Annotated in this window: 15 protein-coding genes; 5 read left to right on the forward strand and 10 right to left on the reverse strand. The window is 59.1% G+C overall.

Going from position 1 to position 16071, the window contains the following annotated elements; all coding sequences use genetic code 11:
• Window positions 1-32: 32 nt before the first annotated feature.
• The 7 genes from VZP09_RS21110 to rhaB form a co-directional block, all read right to left on the reverse strand.
• Window positions 33-1037: an ABC transporter permease gene (locus VZP09_RS21110; protein WP_002882873.1), complete on the reverse strand. Its 1005-nt coding sequence runs from the start codon at window positions 1035-1037 to the stop codon at window positions 33-35.
• Window positions 1034-2041: an ABC transporter permease gene (locus VZP09_RS21115; protein ID WP_004220853.1), complete on the reverse strand. Its 1008-nt coding sequence runs from the start codon at window positions 2039-2041 to the stop codon at window positions 1034-1036. The genes VZP09_RS21110 and VZP09_RS21115 overlap by 4 nt, the downstream gene beginning before the upstream one ends.
• A complete protein-coding gene (locus VZP09_RS21120) occupies window positions 2038-3549 on the reverse strand; it encodes a sugar ABC transporter ATP-binding protein (RefSeq protein WP_021440966.1) in 1512 nt (503 codons plus the stop codon). The genes VZP09_RS21115 and VZP09_RS21120 overlap by 4 nt, the downstream gene beginning before the upstream one ends.
• Window positions 3550-3694: 145 nt before the next feature.
• Window positions 3695-4681: a rhamnose ABC transporter substrate-binding protein gene (gene rhaS / locus VZP09_RS21125; RefSeq protein WP_328795394.1), complete on the reverse strand. Its 987-nt coding sequence runs from the start codon at window positions 4679-4681 to the stop codon at window positions 3695-3697.
• An 81-nt stretch (window positions 4682-4762) separates the two neighbouring features.
• A complete protein-coding gene (gene rhaD / locus VZP09_RS21130; RefSeq protein WP_002882882.1) occupies window positions 4763-5593 on the reverse strand; it encodes a rhamnulose-1-phosphate aldolase in 831 nt (276 codons plus the stop codon).
• Between the two features lie 149 nt (window positions 5594-5742).
• Window positions 5743-7002, reverse strand: a complete 1260-nt coding sequence (gene rhaA / locus VZP09_RS21135) for an L-rhamnose isomerase (protein WP_004150375.1) — start codon at window positions 7000-7002, stop codon at window positions 5743-5745.
• Window positions 6999-8465, reverse strand: a complete 1467-nt coding sequence (rhaB, locus tag VZP09_RS21140) for a rhamnulokinase (protein ID WP_021440968.1) — start codon at window positions 8463-8465, stop codon at window positions 6999-7001. The genes rhaA and rhaB overlap by 4 nt, the downstream gene beginning before the upstream one ends.
• A gap of 310 nt (window positions 8466-8775) precedes the next feature.
• Here rhaB and rhaS (VZP09_RS21145) point away from each other — a divergent pair, with 310 nt between their 5' ends.
• Together rhaS (VZP09_RS21145) and rhaR are read left to right on the forward strand one after the other, a co-directional pair.
• Window positions 8776-9612 (forward strand): HTH-type transcriptional activator RhaS, encoded by an 837-nt coding sequence (gene rhaS, locus VZP09_RS21145; RefSeq protein ID WP_004146257.1) that lies wholly within the window; start codon window positions 8776-8778, stop codon window positions 9610-9612.
• 73 nt (window positions 9613-9685) lie between these two features.
• Entirely contained in the window at window positions 9686-10531 is an 846-nt protein-coding gene (gene rhaR / locus VZP09_RS21150) for an HTH-type transcriptional activator RhaR (protein WP_328795395.1), read from the forward strand.
• A 32-nt stretch (window positions 10532-10563) separates the two neighbouring features.
• On the opposite strand, the gene rhaT is transcribed toward rhaR, so the two are convergent.
• Complete coding sequence (rhaT, locus tag VZP09_RS21155; RefSeq protein ID WP_002882892.1) at window positions 10564-11598, reverse strand: L-rhamnose/proton symporter RhaT; 1035 nt, start codon at window positions 11596-11598, stop codon at window positions 10564-10566.
• Window positions 11599-11887: 289 nt separating this feature from the next.
• Here rhaT and sodA point away from each other — a divergent pair, with 289 nt between their 5' ends.
• Window positions 11888-12508: a superoxide dismutase [Mn] gene (gene sodA, locus VZP09_RS21160; protein WP_002882894.1), complete on the forward strand. Its 621-nt coding sequence runs from the start codon at window positions 11888-11890 to the stop codon at window positions 12506-12508.
• 72 nt (window positions 12509-12580) lie between these two features.
• A complete protein-coding gene (yiiM, locus tag VZP09_RS21165; protein ID WP_002882896.1) occupies window positions 12581-13255 on the forward strand; it encodes a 6-hydroxyaminopurine reductase in 675 nt (224 codons plus the stop codon).
• A 67-nt stretch (window positions 13256-13322) separates the two neighbouring features.
• On the opposite strand, the gene cpxA is transcribed toward yiiM, so the two are convergent.
• Window positions 13323-14696 carry an envelope stress sensor histidine kinase CpxA gene (cpxA, locus tag VZP09_RS21170; RefSeq protein WP_002882898.1) on the reverse strand — a complete coding sequence of 458 codons (1374 nt, stop codon included), beginning with the start codon at window positions 14694-14696 and terminating at the stop codon, window positions 13323-13325.
• Window positions 14693-15391: an envelope stress response regulator transcription factor CpxR gene (cpxR, locus tag VZP09_RS21175; RefSeq protein ID WP_002882901.1), complete on the reverse strand. Its 699-nt coding sequence runs from the start codon at window positions 15389-15391 to the stop codon at window positions 14693-14695. The genes cpxA and cpxR overlap by 4 nt, the downstream gene beginning before the upstream one ends.
• A 149-nt stretch (window positions 15392-15540) precedes the next feature.
• On the opposite strand from cpxR, the gene cpxP reads away from it, so the two are divergent.
• Window positions 15541-16044 carry a cell-envelope stress modulator CpxP gene (gene cpxP / locus VZP09_RS21180; RefSeq protein WP_004178004.1) on the forward strand — a complete coding sequence of 168 codons (504 nt, stop codon included), beginning with the start codon at window positions 15541-15543 and terminating at the stop codon, window positions 16042-16044.
• Window positions 16045-16071: the final 27 nt, after the last annotated feature.

Raw genomic sequence — 16071 nt, forward strand, 5'->3', positions numbered from 1 at the left:
CCCGCAGGGAGGGGGCCAGGGTGAGGGGGAAATTAACATCGTCTTCGCTGCATCATCCGCCGGGTAATAATCGGCAGGGAGATCACCACGATCAGCATGGCGCCGATAATCACCGACATCACGATGCCGGGGACGTTCAGCAGGCTCAGGCCGAAGGTCACCAGCCCCATCAGAAAGGCGGCGATGATCACCCCGGGCATGCTGCCGGAGCCGCCGAGAATATTGACGCCGCCGAGCACCGCCATGGTGACAACCGCCAGCTCCCAGCCCATCGCCAGGGTGGGGCGGGTACTGCCGAGCCGTGAGGTCAGCAGGACCGCCGCCAGCCCGGCCATCAGCCCAACCAGCGCGAACAGCACCAGGTTATGACGCTTAACGTTGATCCCAGAGAACCAGGCGCCGGTCGGGTTATTGCCGATGGCGTAGGTCCGGCGACCAAAGTTGGTTTTATGCAGCAGGAAGGTGAAGGCGGCCGCGAGGAGGATAAACAGCGCAAACTCAAAAGAGAGCGCCCCCCACACGTACCCCTGGCCGAACCAGGCAAAGCTCTCCGGATAGTGGTTGAGTGCCTGATCGCCCAACAGGATATAGGTGATGCCGCGATACAGGCTCATGGTGCCGATGGTGATCACAATGGACGACAGGTTAAAGCGGGTCACCAGCAAGCCGTTGAACAGGCCGCACAGCAGACCTACGCCCAGGCCGATGACCACCAGCAGCGGAGTGTCCATCCCCGCTGCCGCGCAGAAGCCCATCACCGTTGAGCTGAGCGCCATCGTCGAGGCTACCGACAGATCGATTTCCCGGGCGATAATCAGCATCGCCATCGGCAGGACGACGATCGCCTTCTCGGTAAAGGTAAAGGTGGCGTCCGACAGGTTCCAGATATTGAGGAAGTACGGGGAAGCCACGGCGTTGCCGATAAATACCGCCAGGGTGACCGCCAGTAAAAACCCTTCCCAGCACAGCAGGCGGCGCAGCGGCGACGGCGCGGCCGGGGCGTTTTTCATCTCTTCAGATACCATCATTTTGCTCATGATTTCACCGCCTGTTTCTGTCGGGCTAACGCCGCGTTGCGCAGGATTAACCGCCCGTGACCGCGATTGCCGCGCTCGTTGAGCAGCACCGCCATGACGATCACCGCCCCGGAAATCGCCATTTGCCAGAAGGGCGAGATGCCGATCACCGGCAGGGCGTTATTGATGACCCCAAGGAACAGCGCGCCGCACAGGCAGCCCAGCACCCGTCCGCTTCCGCCCATGGTGCTGATACCGCCGATCACGCAGGCGGCGACCACCTGGAGTTCAAAACCGTTGGCGACGTCGACATAGGCGACGGCGAAGCGCGAGATCCACAGATAGCCGCAGAAGCCGGCCAGCGCGCCGGAGAGACAGAAGCTGACGAACTGCATTTTTCCGGCGTTAATGCCGGTGTAGTATGCCGCCGTCGCGTTGCCGCCCGCGGTGTATAAGGCCCGGCCGGTGCGGCTGTAGCGCAGGAAATAACCCACCAGCAGCAGCGCGGCGATGGCGCACCAGCTCAGTAGCGGCAGCCCCAGGAGGGGGCTGCGCGGCAGACTGAGAAAATCAGCGCTCATCTGATGTGAGTTAACCCAGCCGCCGTCAGTCAGCAGGAAGATAATGCCGCGATAAATGCTCATGGTGCCCAGGGTCACCACAATGGCGGGAATGCCGAGGCGCCAGACCAGCAGGCCGTTAATTACTCCCATCAGCAGGCCCAGCAGAGTCGCCAGCGCCAGCAGCGCTACCACCGGAATACCCGGATAGTGGGCGTTAAGCAGGGCGACGATCATCCCGGTCAGCGCCAGGTTGGCGGCCATCGACAGATCAATGCCTTTGGTGAGCAACACCATCATCTGGCCGAGGGCGAGGATGATAAGGATGGCGGTATCGTTAAACATCTCCACCAGATTGCCCGGTGAAACGAACGACGGCGCCCGGCTGCCGATGGCACCGATCATCAAAATGATGACCACCGCCAGCAGCGCTTCGCGATGTTTCAGCCATGCGTGTCCCATCATGCTGCCTCCTGGCCGATGCCGCTGGCGGCGCTAACGATGGTTTCCGCTGTCGCTTCCCCGGCCCGGTACTCGGCGACCATCAGCCCTTCGTGCATTACGATAATCCGGTCGGCCATGCCCATCACTTCCGGCAGCTCTGACGACACCATAATCACCGCCAGCCCCTGGCTGACCAGCTCGGACATAAACTGATGCACGGCGGCCTTTGAGCCGATATCGATGCCTTTGGTCGGCTCATCGAGAATGATCACCTCGGGCTGGGTCGCCAGCCATTTGCCAATCACCACTTTCTGCTGGTTGCCGCCGGAGAGGGTCTCCACCGGCTGCCGCCAGCTGAAGGCTTTAACCTGCAGGCGCGAGGCGTACTCGTCGGCCAGCCGCCATTCCCGGGCGTCGTTCAGGATGCCGTTAGGGTTGAGCTTGCTGAGCTGCGGTAAACTGATGTTCTGGGCGATAGGCAGGGCGATGATCGCTCCCTGTTTCTGCCGCTCTTCCGGCACGCAGACGATGCCCGCGCGGATGGCGTCGGCGGGCTGGTGAAAGCGCATGGTTCTGCCGTTCAGGCGGATCTCGCCGGAGGAGGGGCGCGAGACACCGGAGAGCGCCTGCATCAGCTCGGTGCGTCCGGCGCCCACCAGGCCGTAAAAGCCGAGAATTTCTCCCTTGCGCAGGCGGAAGCTGATATGGGCAAACTCGGTAGGATGACAGAGATCGGTCACCTCCAGCACCGTTTCTCCGGGTGTGCAGTCGACTTTCGGGTAGGTTTGGCTGATCGCCCGGCCCACCATCATCGACACCATCCGCTCTTCGGTGATGTCGCTTATCGCCCCGGAGCTGACGTACACCCCATCGCGCAGGATGGTGTAATAATCGGCCAGCTCGAAGATTTCATCGAACTTATGCGAGATAAACAGGATCGCTTTGCCGTCCTGCTTCAGACGCTCAACGATGTGATAAAACTCCAGGATTTCATGCTGGGAAAGCGCGGCGGTCGGCTCATCGAGGATCACCACCTGGGCGTCGAAAGCCAGCGCCCGGGCAATCGCCACCATGTGACGCTGGGCGATGCTGAGGGTTTTCAGCGTGGCTCGCGGGTCGATCTGGACTTCCAGCCGGGTGAGGATCTCGTTGGCTCTGCGGTGCATCGCCGGCCAGTCGAGCGTTTTCAGCAGTCCCTTATACAGATACTGGCCGACGAAAATGTTTTCGCTGACCGAGAGTTCGTCAAACAGCACGGTTTCCTGGTGAATGGCGGTGATCCCTACCTTATGCGCCGACTCCGGCGTTGGCAGATGAATGGGGATCGCTTTATAGAGGATCTCGCCCTCTTCGGGCTGATAAATACCGGTCATCACTTTGACCAGCGTGGATTTCCCCGCGCCGTTTTCGCCAATTAAGGCGGTCACTTTGCCGGGCCAGAGATCAAGCTGCACGTTCTCAAGGGCGCGCACACCGGGAAAAATCTTGGTGATCCCCTTCAGCGACAGCAGTGGCGTTGATGCTGACATGATAGTTCTCCACAAAAATCACCCCTCACCCTAACCCTCCCCCACAGGGGCGAGGGAACGGTCCGGCGTCCGCTGGCCGCATCGCGTAGAGGGCCAGCCGTTCCCCCTCTCCCTCCGGGAGAGGGCCGGGGTGAGGGAACAAGGATTAGAAAATTTTCGAGAACTTATCGATGTTGCTCGCATCGTAGACAAACGGCTTGGCCATCGCGCCATTCCCCTCGGCGTCCAGCTTCACTTTGCCCAGCTTGCCCATACTGGCTTCGGTTTTGGTCGCCGTGCCTTTGACTAAATCGTCGGCCAGATAGGTGGCGGCGTAGCCCAGGTCAATCGGGTTCCAGATGGCGAAGCTTTTGCTGGCGCCGGACTTGATCGCGCCGGCCATTTCCGACGGCAGCCCCAGCCCGGTGACATACACTTTGCCGATTTTGCCCTGGTCCTTCACCGCCTGCGCGGCGGCAACAATCCCCACCGACGACGGCGAGACAATGACTTTCAGGTCCGGATATGATTTCAGCAGACCCACCGCTTCGCGGTAGCTTTTATCCGACAGATCGTCACCGTAGGCGACGGTGACCAGCTGCACCGACGGATACTGCGGTAGCACCTTTTTCATCTCCTCAATCCAGATGTTCTGGTTCGTGGAGGTTGGGGTGGCGCTTAACACGGCCACCTCGCCTTTCTCAACGTTCAGCGCCTGCAGCGCATCGGCGGCAAGCTTGACGTTGGTTTGGCCAATTAAGGCGTTATTTGAGGGGTTAAGATGGATCTGACGGCCTGCCGGCGCCACGCCGGAGTCCCATGAGACCACCTTGATGCCGCGCTGCATCGCTTTTTTCAGCACCGGCACCACCGCGTCCGGATCGTTGGCGGAAATGGCGATCGCATCCACCCCTTGGGCGATCAACCCGTTCAGCACGTCGATCTGCGCCTCGGCGGTGGTAGTGGTCGGGCCGGTGTAGATCACTTTGACATCACCTAACTCCTTGGCTGCCTGTTGGGCGCCAACGTTGGCGGCTTCGAAGAAGCCATTTCCCAGCGATTTCGCCACAAGGGCGATTTTAACTTCGGCTAAGGCGGAACCGGACAACGCCAGGGCGGCAACGGTGAGGATCAAGCTTGTCTTTGTTTTCATTGCTTTTACTCCACATGAGTTAGTTTTGTAGGGTTTGCAGGTGATATTTCGCGCCGTCTCGGTGAGCGGGGCGCGATGTTGTTATGGATAAAGATCTAAAGCGGACTGCAGCGGCTGCACGTTGAAGCGTTTGCCAAGGGCGATAAGCTCGTCGCGGGTGATGGTCTGCTTCATCCCGCCCATCGACAAGACTTTCACCAGCACTTCGGCGGACTTCTCGGCGGTATCGATCAGGCCGAAGGTCTCATCCAGCGTGGGGCCGCTGCCGAAGACGCCGTGGAACGGCCACAGCACAAGCGAGTGTTTTTGCATGGTTTCGGCGGTCGCCTGGCCGATTTCATCGGTGCCCGGCACCATCCACGGCAGAATGCCGACGCCATCCGGGAAGACCACCAGACATTCGGTGCTACCTTCCCACAGCTTACGGGTGAAAAGATCGCTGTGGTTCTCCAGAACATAGGTCAGGGCGATCAGGTTGGTGGCATGGCAGTGCATGATCACCCGGTCTTTGCCGCCGGTCAGTTTGATGCGCTCGCTGTGCGACAGGAAGTGTGCCGGCAGCTCGGAGGTCGGGACGGCATCCTCCGTCAGGCCCCACAGGATATGGTATCCCGCGCCGTCGCTGTCGACCTTCACCACGCCGAGGTTAGCGGCCGGGTCGAGCTGGACGTTACGGAAGAATTTGCCGGAGCCGGTGACGATAAACGGCTGGTTGGCCAGGGTTGGCATCGGCTGGCTGAGGGCGATATAGCGCGGTTTGGCGTGGAAATCCGCCGCGTAAGGTTCGATATCCGCTTCATCCAGACGCAGCGTCAGGTTGCCGCCGTTGCGTTCGTCCCAGCCTTTCAGCCAGGCGTCGGAGGTGGCTTTGATCATGCCCTGGACGAACCAGGCGTCGATAATGGTCTGCATAGTCTTGTCTTTCCTGTTGATTCGGTGCGGGGTTGACCCCCTCACCCTAAATATGTGCGTGCCCCCGGATTGCGCCGTAAACGGCTTATCCGGGCTACCGGTTCGTAGCCCGGGTAAGGCGTCAGCCGCGACCCGGGGAAGCCCGTGCATTACCCGCGCTGGCTCAGAACCGCATTCTCATAAGCCCGTACGCTGTCCAGCCACTGGCTGCCCGCCGGCGTGTCGTGACGCTGACAGTACATCTCCCAGATGGCCTGCCACGGCAGCGATTTTTGCTCTTCGAGCAGCGCCAGGCGGGCGGTGTAATCGCCGTCGTTCTCCAGCTGGCGCAGCTGGGCGGTCGGTTCCAGCAGGGCGCGCAGCAGCGCTTTTTTCATATTGCGGGTGCCAATCACCCAGGCCGCGATGCGGTTGATGGAGGCATCGAAGAAGTCGAGGCCGATGTGCACGCGGTCAAACAGGTTATGGCGAATGATTTCGCTGGCGATGGCCTGGGTTTCATCATCCAGCAGCACCACGTGGTCGCTGTCCCAGCGCACCGGGCGGCTGACGTGCAGCAGCAGGCGCGGGATGTAGAGCATGGCGGCGGAGATCTTGTCGGAGATCACTTCCGTCGGATGGAAGTGGCCGGCATCGAGGCACAGCGCCGTCTGACGGCTGGTGGCGTAACCCATATAGAACTCGTTGGAGCCGACGGTGTAGCTTTCGGCGCCGATGCCGAACAGCTTGCTCTCCACGGCGTCGATATGGTGCGCCGGGTCGAGCTTCTCGCTGATCACCTCATCAAGGGCGTTCAGCAGCCGCTGGCGCGGGGCGAAGCGGTCAACGGTTATATCCTTCATGCCGTCCGGCACCCAGATATTCATCACCGACGGCGTGCCCAGCTGTTCGCCAAAATAAGCGGATACGCGGCGGCTGGCTTTGCAGTGGTCGATCCAGAACTGGCGGATCTCATCGTTGGCGTGCGACAGGGTAAAGCCGTCGGCGCTCAGCGGATGCGAGAAGCAGGAGGGGTTGAAATCCAGCCCCAGTTTGTTGGCTTTCGCCCACGTAACCCAGTTTTTAAAGTGCTCCGGCTTAATCTCATTGCGCGCTACCGGCGCGTCGGATTCCAGGTAAATAGCGTGCAGATTGAGACGCTTTGGCCCCGGGATCAGGCTCAGCGCCTGCTCAAGGTCGGCGCGGAGTTCTTCTGCATTGCGCGCTTTGCCCGGGTAGTTGCCGGTCGCCTGGATACCGCCGGTCAGGCTTCCCGCCGGGTTTTCGAAACCGGCGACGTCGTCACCCTGCCAGCAGTGCATGGAGACGGGCAGACGGTCCAGCTGGCGCAGGGCCTCCTCGACATCCACGCCGACGGCGGCGTAGCGCTGCTTAGCAATTTCCCAGGCTTGTTCAAGTTGAGTGGTCATGCGCAAAGCTCCTTGGTCTGTTGTGGCTGAAACTGCGCCACGAAACGGGCAGTTTCACTATCAGGATTGGGGGTAAAAGTGGTGAGCGCCGCGTTGCCGCGCACTACCTGACGAAACTCATCGACATTGGCCAGCTCGTCGAGGGTCATTAACTGGATGCCGATATTGCCGAGGGTGGAGGCCTCTATCGGGCCGGCCACGACGGCGATCCCGCAGGCGTCAGCGCACAACTGGTTGAGCAGCGTGTTCTGACAGCCGCCGCCGACGATATGCAGCTGGCTGAAGGGGTGGCCGCGCAGCGCCGCCAGCTCGTTAAGCACCCGGGCGTAGAGCAGCGCCAGGCTGTCGAAAATGCAGCGCGCCAGTTCGGCATCGCTTTCAGGAACCGGCTGCCCGGCGTCGCGACAGGCGGCCTGGATCTCGGCGCTCATACTGGCCGGGTTGATAAAGCGGTCATCGTTGCAGTCAATTATGAAGCGGCACGCCGGTAGCGCGGCGGTGCGGGCGATCAGCCCCTGCAGGTCGCTGACGTTTTGCTCTTTTAGCACCCGCTGCAGCAGCCACAGGCCCATGATATTTTTCAGCACCCGATAGCGGCCTTCGGCTCCGCCTTCGTTGGTGATATTGGCCTGCAGCGCCGCGTCGCAGGTGTACGGCGTCAGGCTTTCAAACCCCATCAGCGACCAGGTGCCGGAGGAGAGATAGGCGGCATGGCGGTCGGCCAGCGGGGAGGCGATCACCGCGCTGGCGGTGTCGTGGCTGGCGACAGCGACTACCGGAATTCGGTTACCCTGCGGGCAGATCCAGTGGCCTATCACATTGCCGGGGTGGGTCGGCTTTCCGAACCACGCCAACGGCGCGCCGGTCCAGTTCAGCAGCGTCTCATCCCAGCTATCGCTGTTAATATTGACCAGCTGGGTGGTGGTGGCGTTGGTATATTCCCAGTTCAGATTGCCGGTCAGGCGGAAGCTGAAATAGTCGGGGATCAGCAGGGCATGGGCAGCCTGACTGACCAACTCCGGCTGCTGCTCCACCAGCGCGCGCAGCTGATAAAGCGTGTTAAACGGCAAAAACTGAATGCCGCTGCGGCGATAGATTTCCGCCCGGCCCAGCTGCGCTTCAGCGTGACGCAGCAGGCCCTGGGTGCGGTCGTCACGATAGGAGATCGGCAGCCCGACGCGCTGGCCCTGCTTATCCAGCAGGACATAATCTACCCCCCAGGTATCGATGCCGATACTGTCTATCAGAATGCCCTGCTCACACACTTTCTCCAGCCCGCGGCGGATCTCGCCTTCCAGGCTATCTACATCCCAGCAGTCGAAGCCGTCTACTTTCTGCAGACTATTGGTGAAGCGATGAATTTCGCGCAGCGTCAGGGCGCGCGGCCCGGGCTGATAGCTGGCGAGCATCACCCGCCCGCTGGAGGCGCCTAAATCGACAGCGACACAATGACGAATACTCATGAAACGATCCTTCTTAAAATCATTGTCCGCAGTCTAAAAAAGGCCGTTTACTGACACCTTCTCGCTACGGACAGCCAAAACTGGCCGCTGGCAAGAAAGCAAAGGTGACCGTGAGGGACATCACAGTTTGCGGTTTTAGGGGATGGCGAGGGGGATGTGATGGCCTCCGCAGTTCCGCATCTTTCCGGCTGATTCTTGAAAAAGCGGCAGGATTTACGAATTTCGCGGTCAAAAATTGAAGGCCGGATAGCCAACCCTTCATTACTATCAGCCGGTGACTGATAATTTTTCTCATTACGAGGGTGGCATCATGACCATATTGCACAGTACGGATTTCTTTAAGGCCGGGATCTCGACGGTGGCTATTGAACCCCGCCTCCCTCAGTCGGCCTTTCCGGAACATCACCATGATTTCCATGAAATAGTTATCGTGGAGCAGGGATCGGGTATTCACGTCTTCAATGGCCAGCCCTACACCATTGGCGGCGGTTCGGTCTGTTTTATCCGCGATCACGACCGCCATCTTTACGAGCACACGGATAATCTGTGTCTGACCAATGTGCTCTATCGCGCGCCGGATGCGTTTCGCTTTCTCGCCGGGGTCAGTCAACTACTGCCCCAGGAACAGGAAGGAAACTACCCCTCGCACTGGCGGGTGAATCAAACCGTCCTGCAACAGGTGCGGCATATCGTGGCGCAGATCGAGGCCGTGGGGAGCGATACGGATACTCATGCCGTCGCCAGCCGTGAGATCCTGTTTATGCAGCTGCTGGTGCTGTTACGTAAAAGCAGCCTTGCGGAAGAGGCCACCAACAACGATGCGCGGCTGAATCAGCTGTTGGCCTGGCTCGAAGACCATTTTGCGCAGGAGATCTGCTGGGAGGAGGTGGCGGCGCAGTTTTCGCTGTCGCTGCGTACGCTGCACCGCCAGCTGAAGCAGCAGACCGGTCTGACGCCACAGCGCTATCTTAATCGGGTGCGCCTGATGAAAGCCCGCCACCTGCTGCGCCACAGCGATGAAAGCGTGACTGATATCGCTTTTCGCTGCGGCTTCGGCGACAGTAACCACTTTTCGACGCTTTTTCGCCGGGAGTTCGACTGGTCGCCGCGCGATATCCGCCAGGGGCGCGACGCCATTCTTCAGTAACGCGAGAAGAGTCAACGTATTGCAGACTAAAAACGCGAATAATGCGCCGTTATCCGCGTTTGGAGTGTGAGCCGTGGCCGGTATGATTTTACGTAAAGAGGAGTTTTTCCCTTCCGCCACACAGGCAGTGGCGGTGGCAGACCGCTACCCGCAAAATGTCTTTGCCGAACATACCCATGAGTTCTGCGAGCTGGTGCTGGTGTGGCGAGGCAACGGGCTGCACGTCCTTAACGATCGCCCCTGGCGCATTACCCGCGGCGATCTGTTCTACATTCGCGCCGAAGATAAACACTCCTATGCTTCCGTTAACGATCTGGTTCTGCAGAACATCATCTATTGCCCGGAGCGGCTGCAGCTCAATTTTGACTGGGCCGGGGCGATCCCTGGCCTCTTCGGCACGCCGTGGAAGCCCCACTGGCGCATGGGCAGCACCGGTATGGCGCAGGCGCGCCAGGTGATTAGCCAGCTTGAGCATGAGTGCGCCCGGCGCGACGCGCAGGGAAATGCGATGGCCGAACTGCTTTTTGCCCAGCTGGCGCTGACGTTGCAGCGCCATCGCTACGCGACGGATGATCCCGCGGCGACGCAGCGCGAAGCGCTGCTGGACAAACTGCTGGCCGCGCTGGCGGCCAGCCTTAGCCGCCCCTTTGTTCTGGAGCGTTTCTGCGAGCAGGAGGGCGGCAGCGAGCGGGCGCTTCGCCAGCAGTTTCGCCAGCAAACCGGGATGACCATCAATCACTATTTACGCCAGCTGCGGATCTGCCATGCGCAGTATCTGCTGCAGCATACCGAGCGCTTAATCGGCGATATCGCCATGCAGTGCGGCTTTGAGGACAGTAACTACTTTTCGGTGGTTTTTAGCCGGGAAATCGGCATGTCGCCGGGGCAGTGGCGGCAGCGCAGTCGCGCCGCCGCCTGAAGAGCGTCGTTGTCAGGCAGATGATCCGGTGATTAACTGGCCATTCCCAGACCGACGATATTGGCGGCGATGATAATCACCACGCAGCCGAGGCTCAGGACGCTCACCGGACGACGGCCGGCGTTGTTCCACTCCTTCAGCACCAGACCCACCACACCGCCGCACAGCACGTAGAAACTCATGTGCAGCATCCAGCTCATATAATCATACTGCGCCGGAATGCTGGCGTGGCCCCAGGCATAGAAGAAGAACTGGAGATACCACATCAGACCGCCGAGGGCAGAGAGCAGAAGGTTGCTGATGATAAGCGGTTTGGCCAGCGAGAAATCGGCTTTGACTGACAGGTTCTTCACTTTCGCCAGACGAATAAAGCAGAAGCCAAGGTTAACCAGCGCCCCGCCGCCCATAATCACCACGTAGCTTGGCAGCGCTGCGTACAGCGGGTCGACGCCGAGCGCCGCGGCGGCATCATGCATCGGTTTGGCGGCGTTCATCGCGAACGACATCCCTGCGGAGAAGATACCGCACATTACCGCCAGCAGAAGCCCTTTCTTCAGATTGAACTCTTCGGCTTTGATGCCCATTTTGCGCTCTTTCAGCTGGCCTGCGCGGGTGACGATGCCGACGCCAATCACCGCCACCAGCACGCCGAGCAGCGTCATTTGACCGCCCTGGGTGTGCATCAGCACTGCAAACTGACCGTTAATAATCGGCGTCATCAGCGTGCCGACAATCAGCGTGATGCCAATGGCGATGCCAATCCCCATCGACATGCCAAGATAGCGCATGGTCAGGCCATAGTTGATATTACCAATGCCCCACATGGCGCCGAACAGAAAGACCGGCAGCAGCGTGGAGGCGCTAAAAGAGCGGTAGTAGGCCCAGAAGTCGGGTAACAGCGTGGCGCTGATGGCCCAGGGCAGAATCAGCCAGGAGACGATCCCCCCGACCGACCACATGGTTTCCCACGACCAGTGTTTTACTTTCTTGAACGGGGCATAGAAACAGGCGGCACTGGCGGCCCCTATCAAATGCCAAAAAATACCCATCGTAATCGCGTGGTTCATTGATTTTATCCTCATCTTTTTTTATCGGAGACGGCGGCTTCCGATGGGATGAGTGTAAAAATTGGCCGCTTTGGCCGCCTTCAGGACGTTGCCACAGGATGGCGAACCCTGGCAACCATGGGCTTAATTAGTTGTTCTACATCACAAAACGACGGGTATTTCTTCTGGTTATATCCATATGAAAAATACGGCATTGATAAGCATTTTCAATACCATTTAATTAACTATAATGGACAAACTGCTTACGCGGCGTTAACACTTGAGCCGCTCGACAATAATGGAGATGATTATGAGCTATACCCTGCCATCCCTGCCTTACGCTTACGATGCTCTGGAACCGCACTTCGACAAGCAGACGATGGAGATCCATCACACTAAACACCACCAGACCTACGTGAACAATGCCAACGCCGCGCTGGAAAGCCTGCCGGAGTTCGCTAACCTGTCCGCTGAAGAGCTGATTACCAAGCTGGATCAGCTGCCGGCTGACAAAAAAACCGTACTGCGTAACAACGCCGGCGGCCACGCGAACCACAGCCTGTTCTGGAAAGGCCTGAAAACCGGTACCACCCTGCAGGGCGACCTGAAAGCGGCTATCGAGCGCGATTTCGGTTCCGTGGAGAACTTCAAAGCGGAATTCGAAAAAGCCGCTGCTACCCGTTTCGGCTCCGGCTGGGCGTGGCTGGTCCTGAAAGGTGACAAACTGGCCGTTGTCTCCACCGCCAACCAGGATTCCCCGCTGATGGGCGAAGCCATTTCCGGCGCTTCCGGCTTCCCGATTATCGGCCTGGACGTCTGGGAACACGCTTACTACCTGAAATTCCAGAACCGCCGCCCGGACTACATCAAAGCCTTCTGGGACGTAGTGAACTGGGACGAAGCTGCAGCGCGTTTTGCCGCCAAAAAATAAGGTTGCATTGCGCTAAAAGAGAAGCGAGTCTGATGACTCGCTTTTTTTATATCTGTAGCAAGGAGAGCAGCCATGCATTATCCGGTGAATGTCTTTGTCGGCAAAATCAGGGACTACGCGGGCAGTCGCCCCAGCGCGATCGACAAAATCCAGGTCGACGGAGAATTGCAGCTCGGCGATCTCGGTCTCGATGGGGACCAGCAGGCGGAGAAGAAAATCCACGGCGGGCCGGACCGCGCGCTGTGTCATTATCCGCGCGAACACTATGCCGACTGGATCCGTGACTTCCCCCAGCAGGCCGAGCGGTTCTGCGCGCCGGCGTTCGGCGAAAACCTCTCCACCACCGGGCTTACCGAGCAAAACGTTTATATCGGCGATATCTTTCGCTGGGGCGAGGCGCTGATCCAGGTCACCCAGCCGCGATCGCCGTGCTTCAAGCTCAACTTTCATTTTGCGATCAATGATATGGCGCAGCTGATGCAAAACAGCGGAAAAACCGGCTGGCTGTACCGGGTGATTGCCGGAGGGCAAGTTTCCAGCGATGCGCCGCTCGAGCTGGTTTCCCGGCTGAGTGATGTCAGCGTTCATGAGGCCGGGGCGATTGCCTGGCAGATGCCGTTTGATGATGATCAGTACCACCGCTTATTGTCGGCAGCGGGCCTGTCTGTTAGCTGGAGCCGAACGATGCAGAAACGGCGTTTAAGCGGCAAGATAGAGGATAGTTCGCGGAGATTATGGGGGAAATAATCCCCCATATTAATTATTCCCGGGGATGCTCCCGGCGCAGCGCCGCACAGCGCAGGCCGGGTCGGCGTCAGGTTCGTTTATACAGCGGCAGCCAGATTGTTAAACGCAGACCACCCAGTGGGCTGTCGTCGGCCTTCACCCAGCCGCGGTGCTGCTGAATAGCGGTTTCGACAATCGCCAGCCCCAGGCCGGTGCCGCCGGACTCGCGGTCGCGCGCCTCGTCGGTCCGGTAGAATGGCCGGAAAATCTGTTCGCGATCCTCCGGGCTGACTCCAGGGCCGTCGTCATCGACGTTAACCGTAATCCCGTCTTTATCCACCGAGAAGCTGACGGAAATTTTCGTATGCGAGTAGCGCAGGGCGTTGCGCACGATATTCTCCAGCGCGCTTTCCAGCGCATTAGGGTTACCGTACAGCGGCCATGGGCCCGGCGGATACTCAACGGTGAAAGATTTCCCCATCTGCTCAGCTTCAAAGGCCGCATTGTCCAACACTTCGTTCCATAGCTGATTGGCTTTCACCGTCTCGCTGACCAGGGCGTTTTTCGCCTGATTGCGCGACATCACCAGCAGGTCGTTGATCATGCTGTCCAGCCGGTGCGCTTCAGTTTCGATACGCTCCAGCTCCTTACTCTCTCCGCTGCGGCGACGCAGCAGGGCGGTACCTAATTGCAGGCGCGTAAGCGGCGTGCGCAGCTCGTGCGAGATATCGGACAGCAGCCGCTGCTGGCTGGTCATCATCCGCTCCAGGGCCGTCACCATCTGGTTAAAACTGGCGCCAGCGGCTAAAAACTCCTGCGGCCCGGCTTCCAGCTCCGGATGCTGGCGCAGGTTGCCCTGGGCGACTTCATCGGCGGCATTTTTCAGCTTACGCGCCGGTTTCGCCAGGCTCCACGCCAGCCACAGCAGCAGCGGGGCGCTGACCAGCATCGTGACGATCAGCAGCAGCAGCGGCCGGTCAAACAGCAGGTTGATAAAGTCGGATTGTGAGGTGCTGGCGGGACGAATCAGATAGAGCTGATAGTTATCCTCCCCGTCCCGGACGGAAAACGGGCCCACCATTTCCAGGCGGCCATAGCGTTTTTTCTGCGGATGATCGGCGTTATCGGCCTGGCCGATAAAGTTACGAATGATCTGCATTTCGTTGCGTTCTGCGCCGATCACGCGGCCTTCGCTGGTCACCAGCAGCAGGCGTTGTCCCGGAGGCGCCCATTTATCGATGGCGCGAAACAAACGACGCCACCACATCAGGTCGTTTGGCGGATCGTTGGCCAGCTCGGCCTCGACGTGCTGCTCGATCATGATGCCCTGACGCTGCTCGCTTTCCAGCAGCTCGGTCATCTGCCGGGAATCCAGTTTGGGCAACATCAGCACCAGCATCAACACCAGCGCCAGCGTGAGCCAGAAGATGGCGAAGATGCGTGCAGTCAAACTTCCAATCATGAAGCGGAAACCATCAGATACCCGCGGCCACGCAGCGTTTTAAACCACGGATGGCCATCTTTGCGCTCCGGCAGCTTACGCCGCAGGTTGGAAATATGCATATCGATGGCGCGGTCGAACGGCGTCAGGCGCTTGCCTAACACTTCCTGGCTTAAATGCTCACGGGAGACTACCTGACCGAGATGCTGCGCTAACAGATAGAGCAGGGTGAACTCGGTGCCGGTGAGCTCCAGCGTCTGGCCATCGAAATTGGCTTCCTGGCGGCCCGGATTGAGGCTTAAGGCATCCACTTCCAGGGTTGGTGAGCCGGCTTCGGTCGTCTGCTGCTGCTCGCTCCAGTGGGAACGGCGCAGAATCGCGCGTATACGGGCCACCAGCTCGCGATCGTTGAATGGCTTAGGCAAATAGTCATCCGCGCCCAGCTCGAGGCCGAGAACGCGATCCAGCTCGCTTCCGCGCGCTGTTAGCATGATAACCGGAGTCTGGTGTGTCTGACGCAGCTCTTTCAGCGTATCAATACCGTTTTTCTTCGGCATCATCACGTCGAGCAGCAATAAATCAACGCTGTCGTCCAGAAGGGCCAGCGCCTGTTCCCCATCATGGGCCACCAGCACGTTAAAACCTTCCATATCGAGCAGCTCTTTTAACAGGGAGGTGAGCTCCCGGTCATCATCAACTAACAGGATTTTATTCATTGTTTAAATACCTCCGAGGCAGAAATTACGTCATCAAGGCCCGCTAATCCATGACTTTACGTTGTTTTACACCCCCTGACGCATGTTTGCAGCCTGAATCGTAGACTGTCTCTCGTTGAATCGCGACACAAACGTTTTGGGAGTATGTGATGCGCAATGTTATCGCTGCCGTCATGGCCTCAACGCTGGCGCTAAGTGCATATAGCCAGGCCGCTGAAGTCGTTACCAGCGTTAACTGGCTCCCCGGAGACGAAGGGGGACAGCGCGGTAGCCAAAGCCATATGTTTGACGGCATAAGTTTAACCGAGCAGCAACGTCAGCAGTTACGGGATCTTATGCAACGGGCACGCCACGACAGGCTCCCCGTTAATGTTAGCGAAATGGAGACAATGCATCGCCTTGTCACCGCAGAAAATTTTGATGAAAACGCTGTGCGCGCTCAGGCAGAAAAGATGGCGCAGGAACAGGTTGCCCGCCAGGTCGAGATGGCTAAGGTTCGCAACCAGATGTACCACCTGCTTACGCCAGAGCAGCAAGCGGTTTTAAATGCTAAGCACCAGCAGCGTATGGATCAGTTGCGTGAGGTTGCAAGGATGCAGAAAGGCTCAGCGATGATGCTTTCGAGTAGTAGCAACACCCTGCAACCCCAGTAACAAACCCTGTTTTCCTTGCCATAGACA

It is taken from the genome of Klebsiella sp. EMBS2024 (assembly GCF_036233805.1).
Lineage (GTDB): Bacteria > Pseudomonadota > Gammaproteobacteria > Enterobacterales > Enterobacteriaceae > Klebsiella > Klebsiella pneumoniae.

What these genes read in the sequence shown, in the direction of transcription:
- VZP09_RS21110 (WP_002882873.1), bottom strand. Translation starts at nt 1,037, where the DNA reads ATGAGCAAAATGATGGTATCTGAAGAGATGAAAAACGCCCCGGCCGCG.
- VZP09_RS21115 (WP_004220853.1), bottom strand. Translation starts at nt 2,041, where the DNA reads ATGATGGGACACGCATGGCTGAAACATCGCGAAGCGCTGCTGGCGGTG.
- VZP09_RS21120 (WP_021440966.1), bottom strand. Translation starts at nt 3,549, where the DNA reads ATGTCAGCATCAACGCCACTGCTGTCGCTGAAGGGGATCACCAAGATT.
- rhaS (WP_328795394.1), bottom strand. Translation starts at nt 4,681, where the DNA reads ATGAAAACAAAGACAAGCTTGATCCTCACCGTTGCCGCCCTGGCGTTG.
- rhaD (WP_002882882.1), bottom strand. Translation starts at nt 5,593, where the DNA reads ATGCAGACCATTATCGACGCCTGGTTCGTCCAGGGCATGATCAAAGCC.
- rhaA (WP_004150375.1), bottom strand. Translation starts at nt 7,002, where the DNA reads ATGACCACTCAACTTGAACAAGCCTGGGAAATTGCTAAGCAGCGCTAC.
- rhaB (WP_021440968.1), bottom strand. Translation starts at nt 8,465, where the DNA reads ATGAGTATTCGTCATTGTGTCGCTGTCGATTTAGGCGCCTCCAGCGGG.
- rhaS (WP_004146257.1), top strand. Translation starts at nt 8,776, where the DNA reads ATGACCATATTGCACAGTACGGATTTCTTTAAGGCCGGGATCTCGACG.
- rhaT (WP_002882892.1), bottom strand. Translation starts at nt 11,598, where the DNA reads ATGAACCACGCGATTACGATGGGTATTTTTTGGCATTTGATAGGGGCC.
- sodA (WP_002882894.1), top strand. Translation starts at nt 11,888, where the DNA reads ATGAGCTATACCCTGCCATCCCTGCCTTACGCTTACGATGCTCTGGAA.
- yiiM (WP_002882896.1), top strand. Translation starts at nt 12,581, where the DNA reads ATGCATTATCCGGTGAATGTCTTTGTCGGCAAAATCAGGGACTACGCG.
- cpxA (WP_002882898.1), bottom strand. Translation starts at nt 14,696, where the DNA reads ATGATTGGAAGTTTGACTGCACGCATCTTCGCCATCTTCTGGCTCACG.
- cpxR (WP_002882901.1), bottom strand. Translation starts at nt 15,391, where the DNA reads ATGAATAAAATCCTGTTAGTTGATGATGACCGGGAGCTCACCTCCCTG.
- cpxP (WP_004178004.1), top strand. Translation starts at nt 15,541, where the DNA reads ATGCGCAATGTTATCGCTGCCGTCATGGCCTCAACGCTGGCGCTAAGT.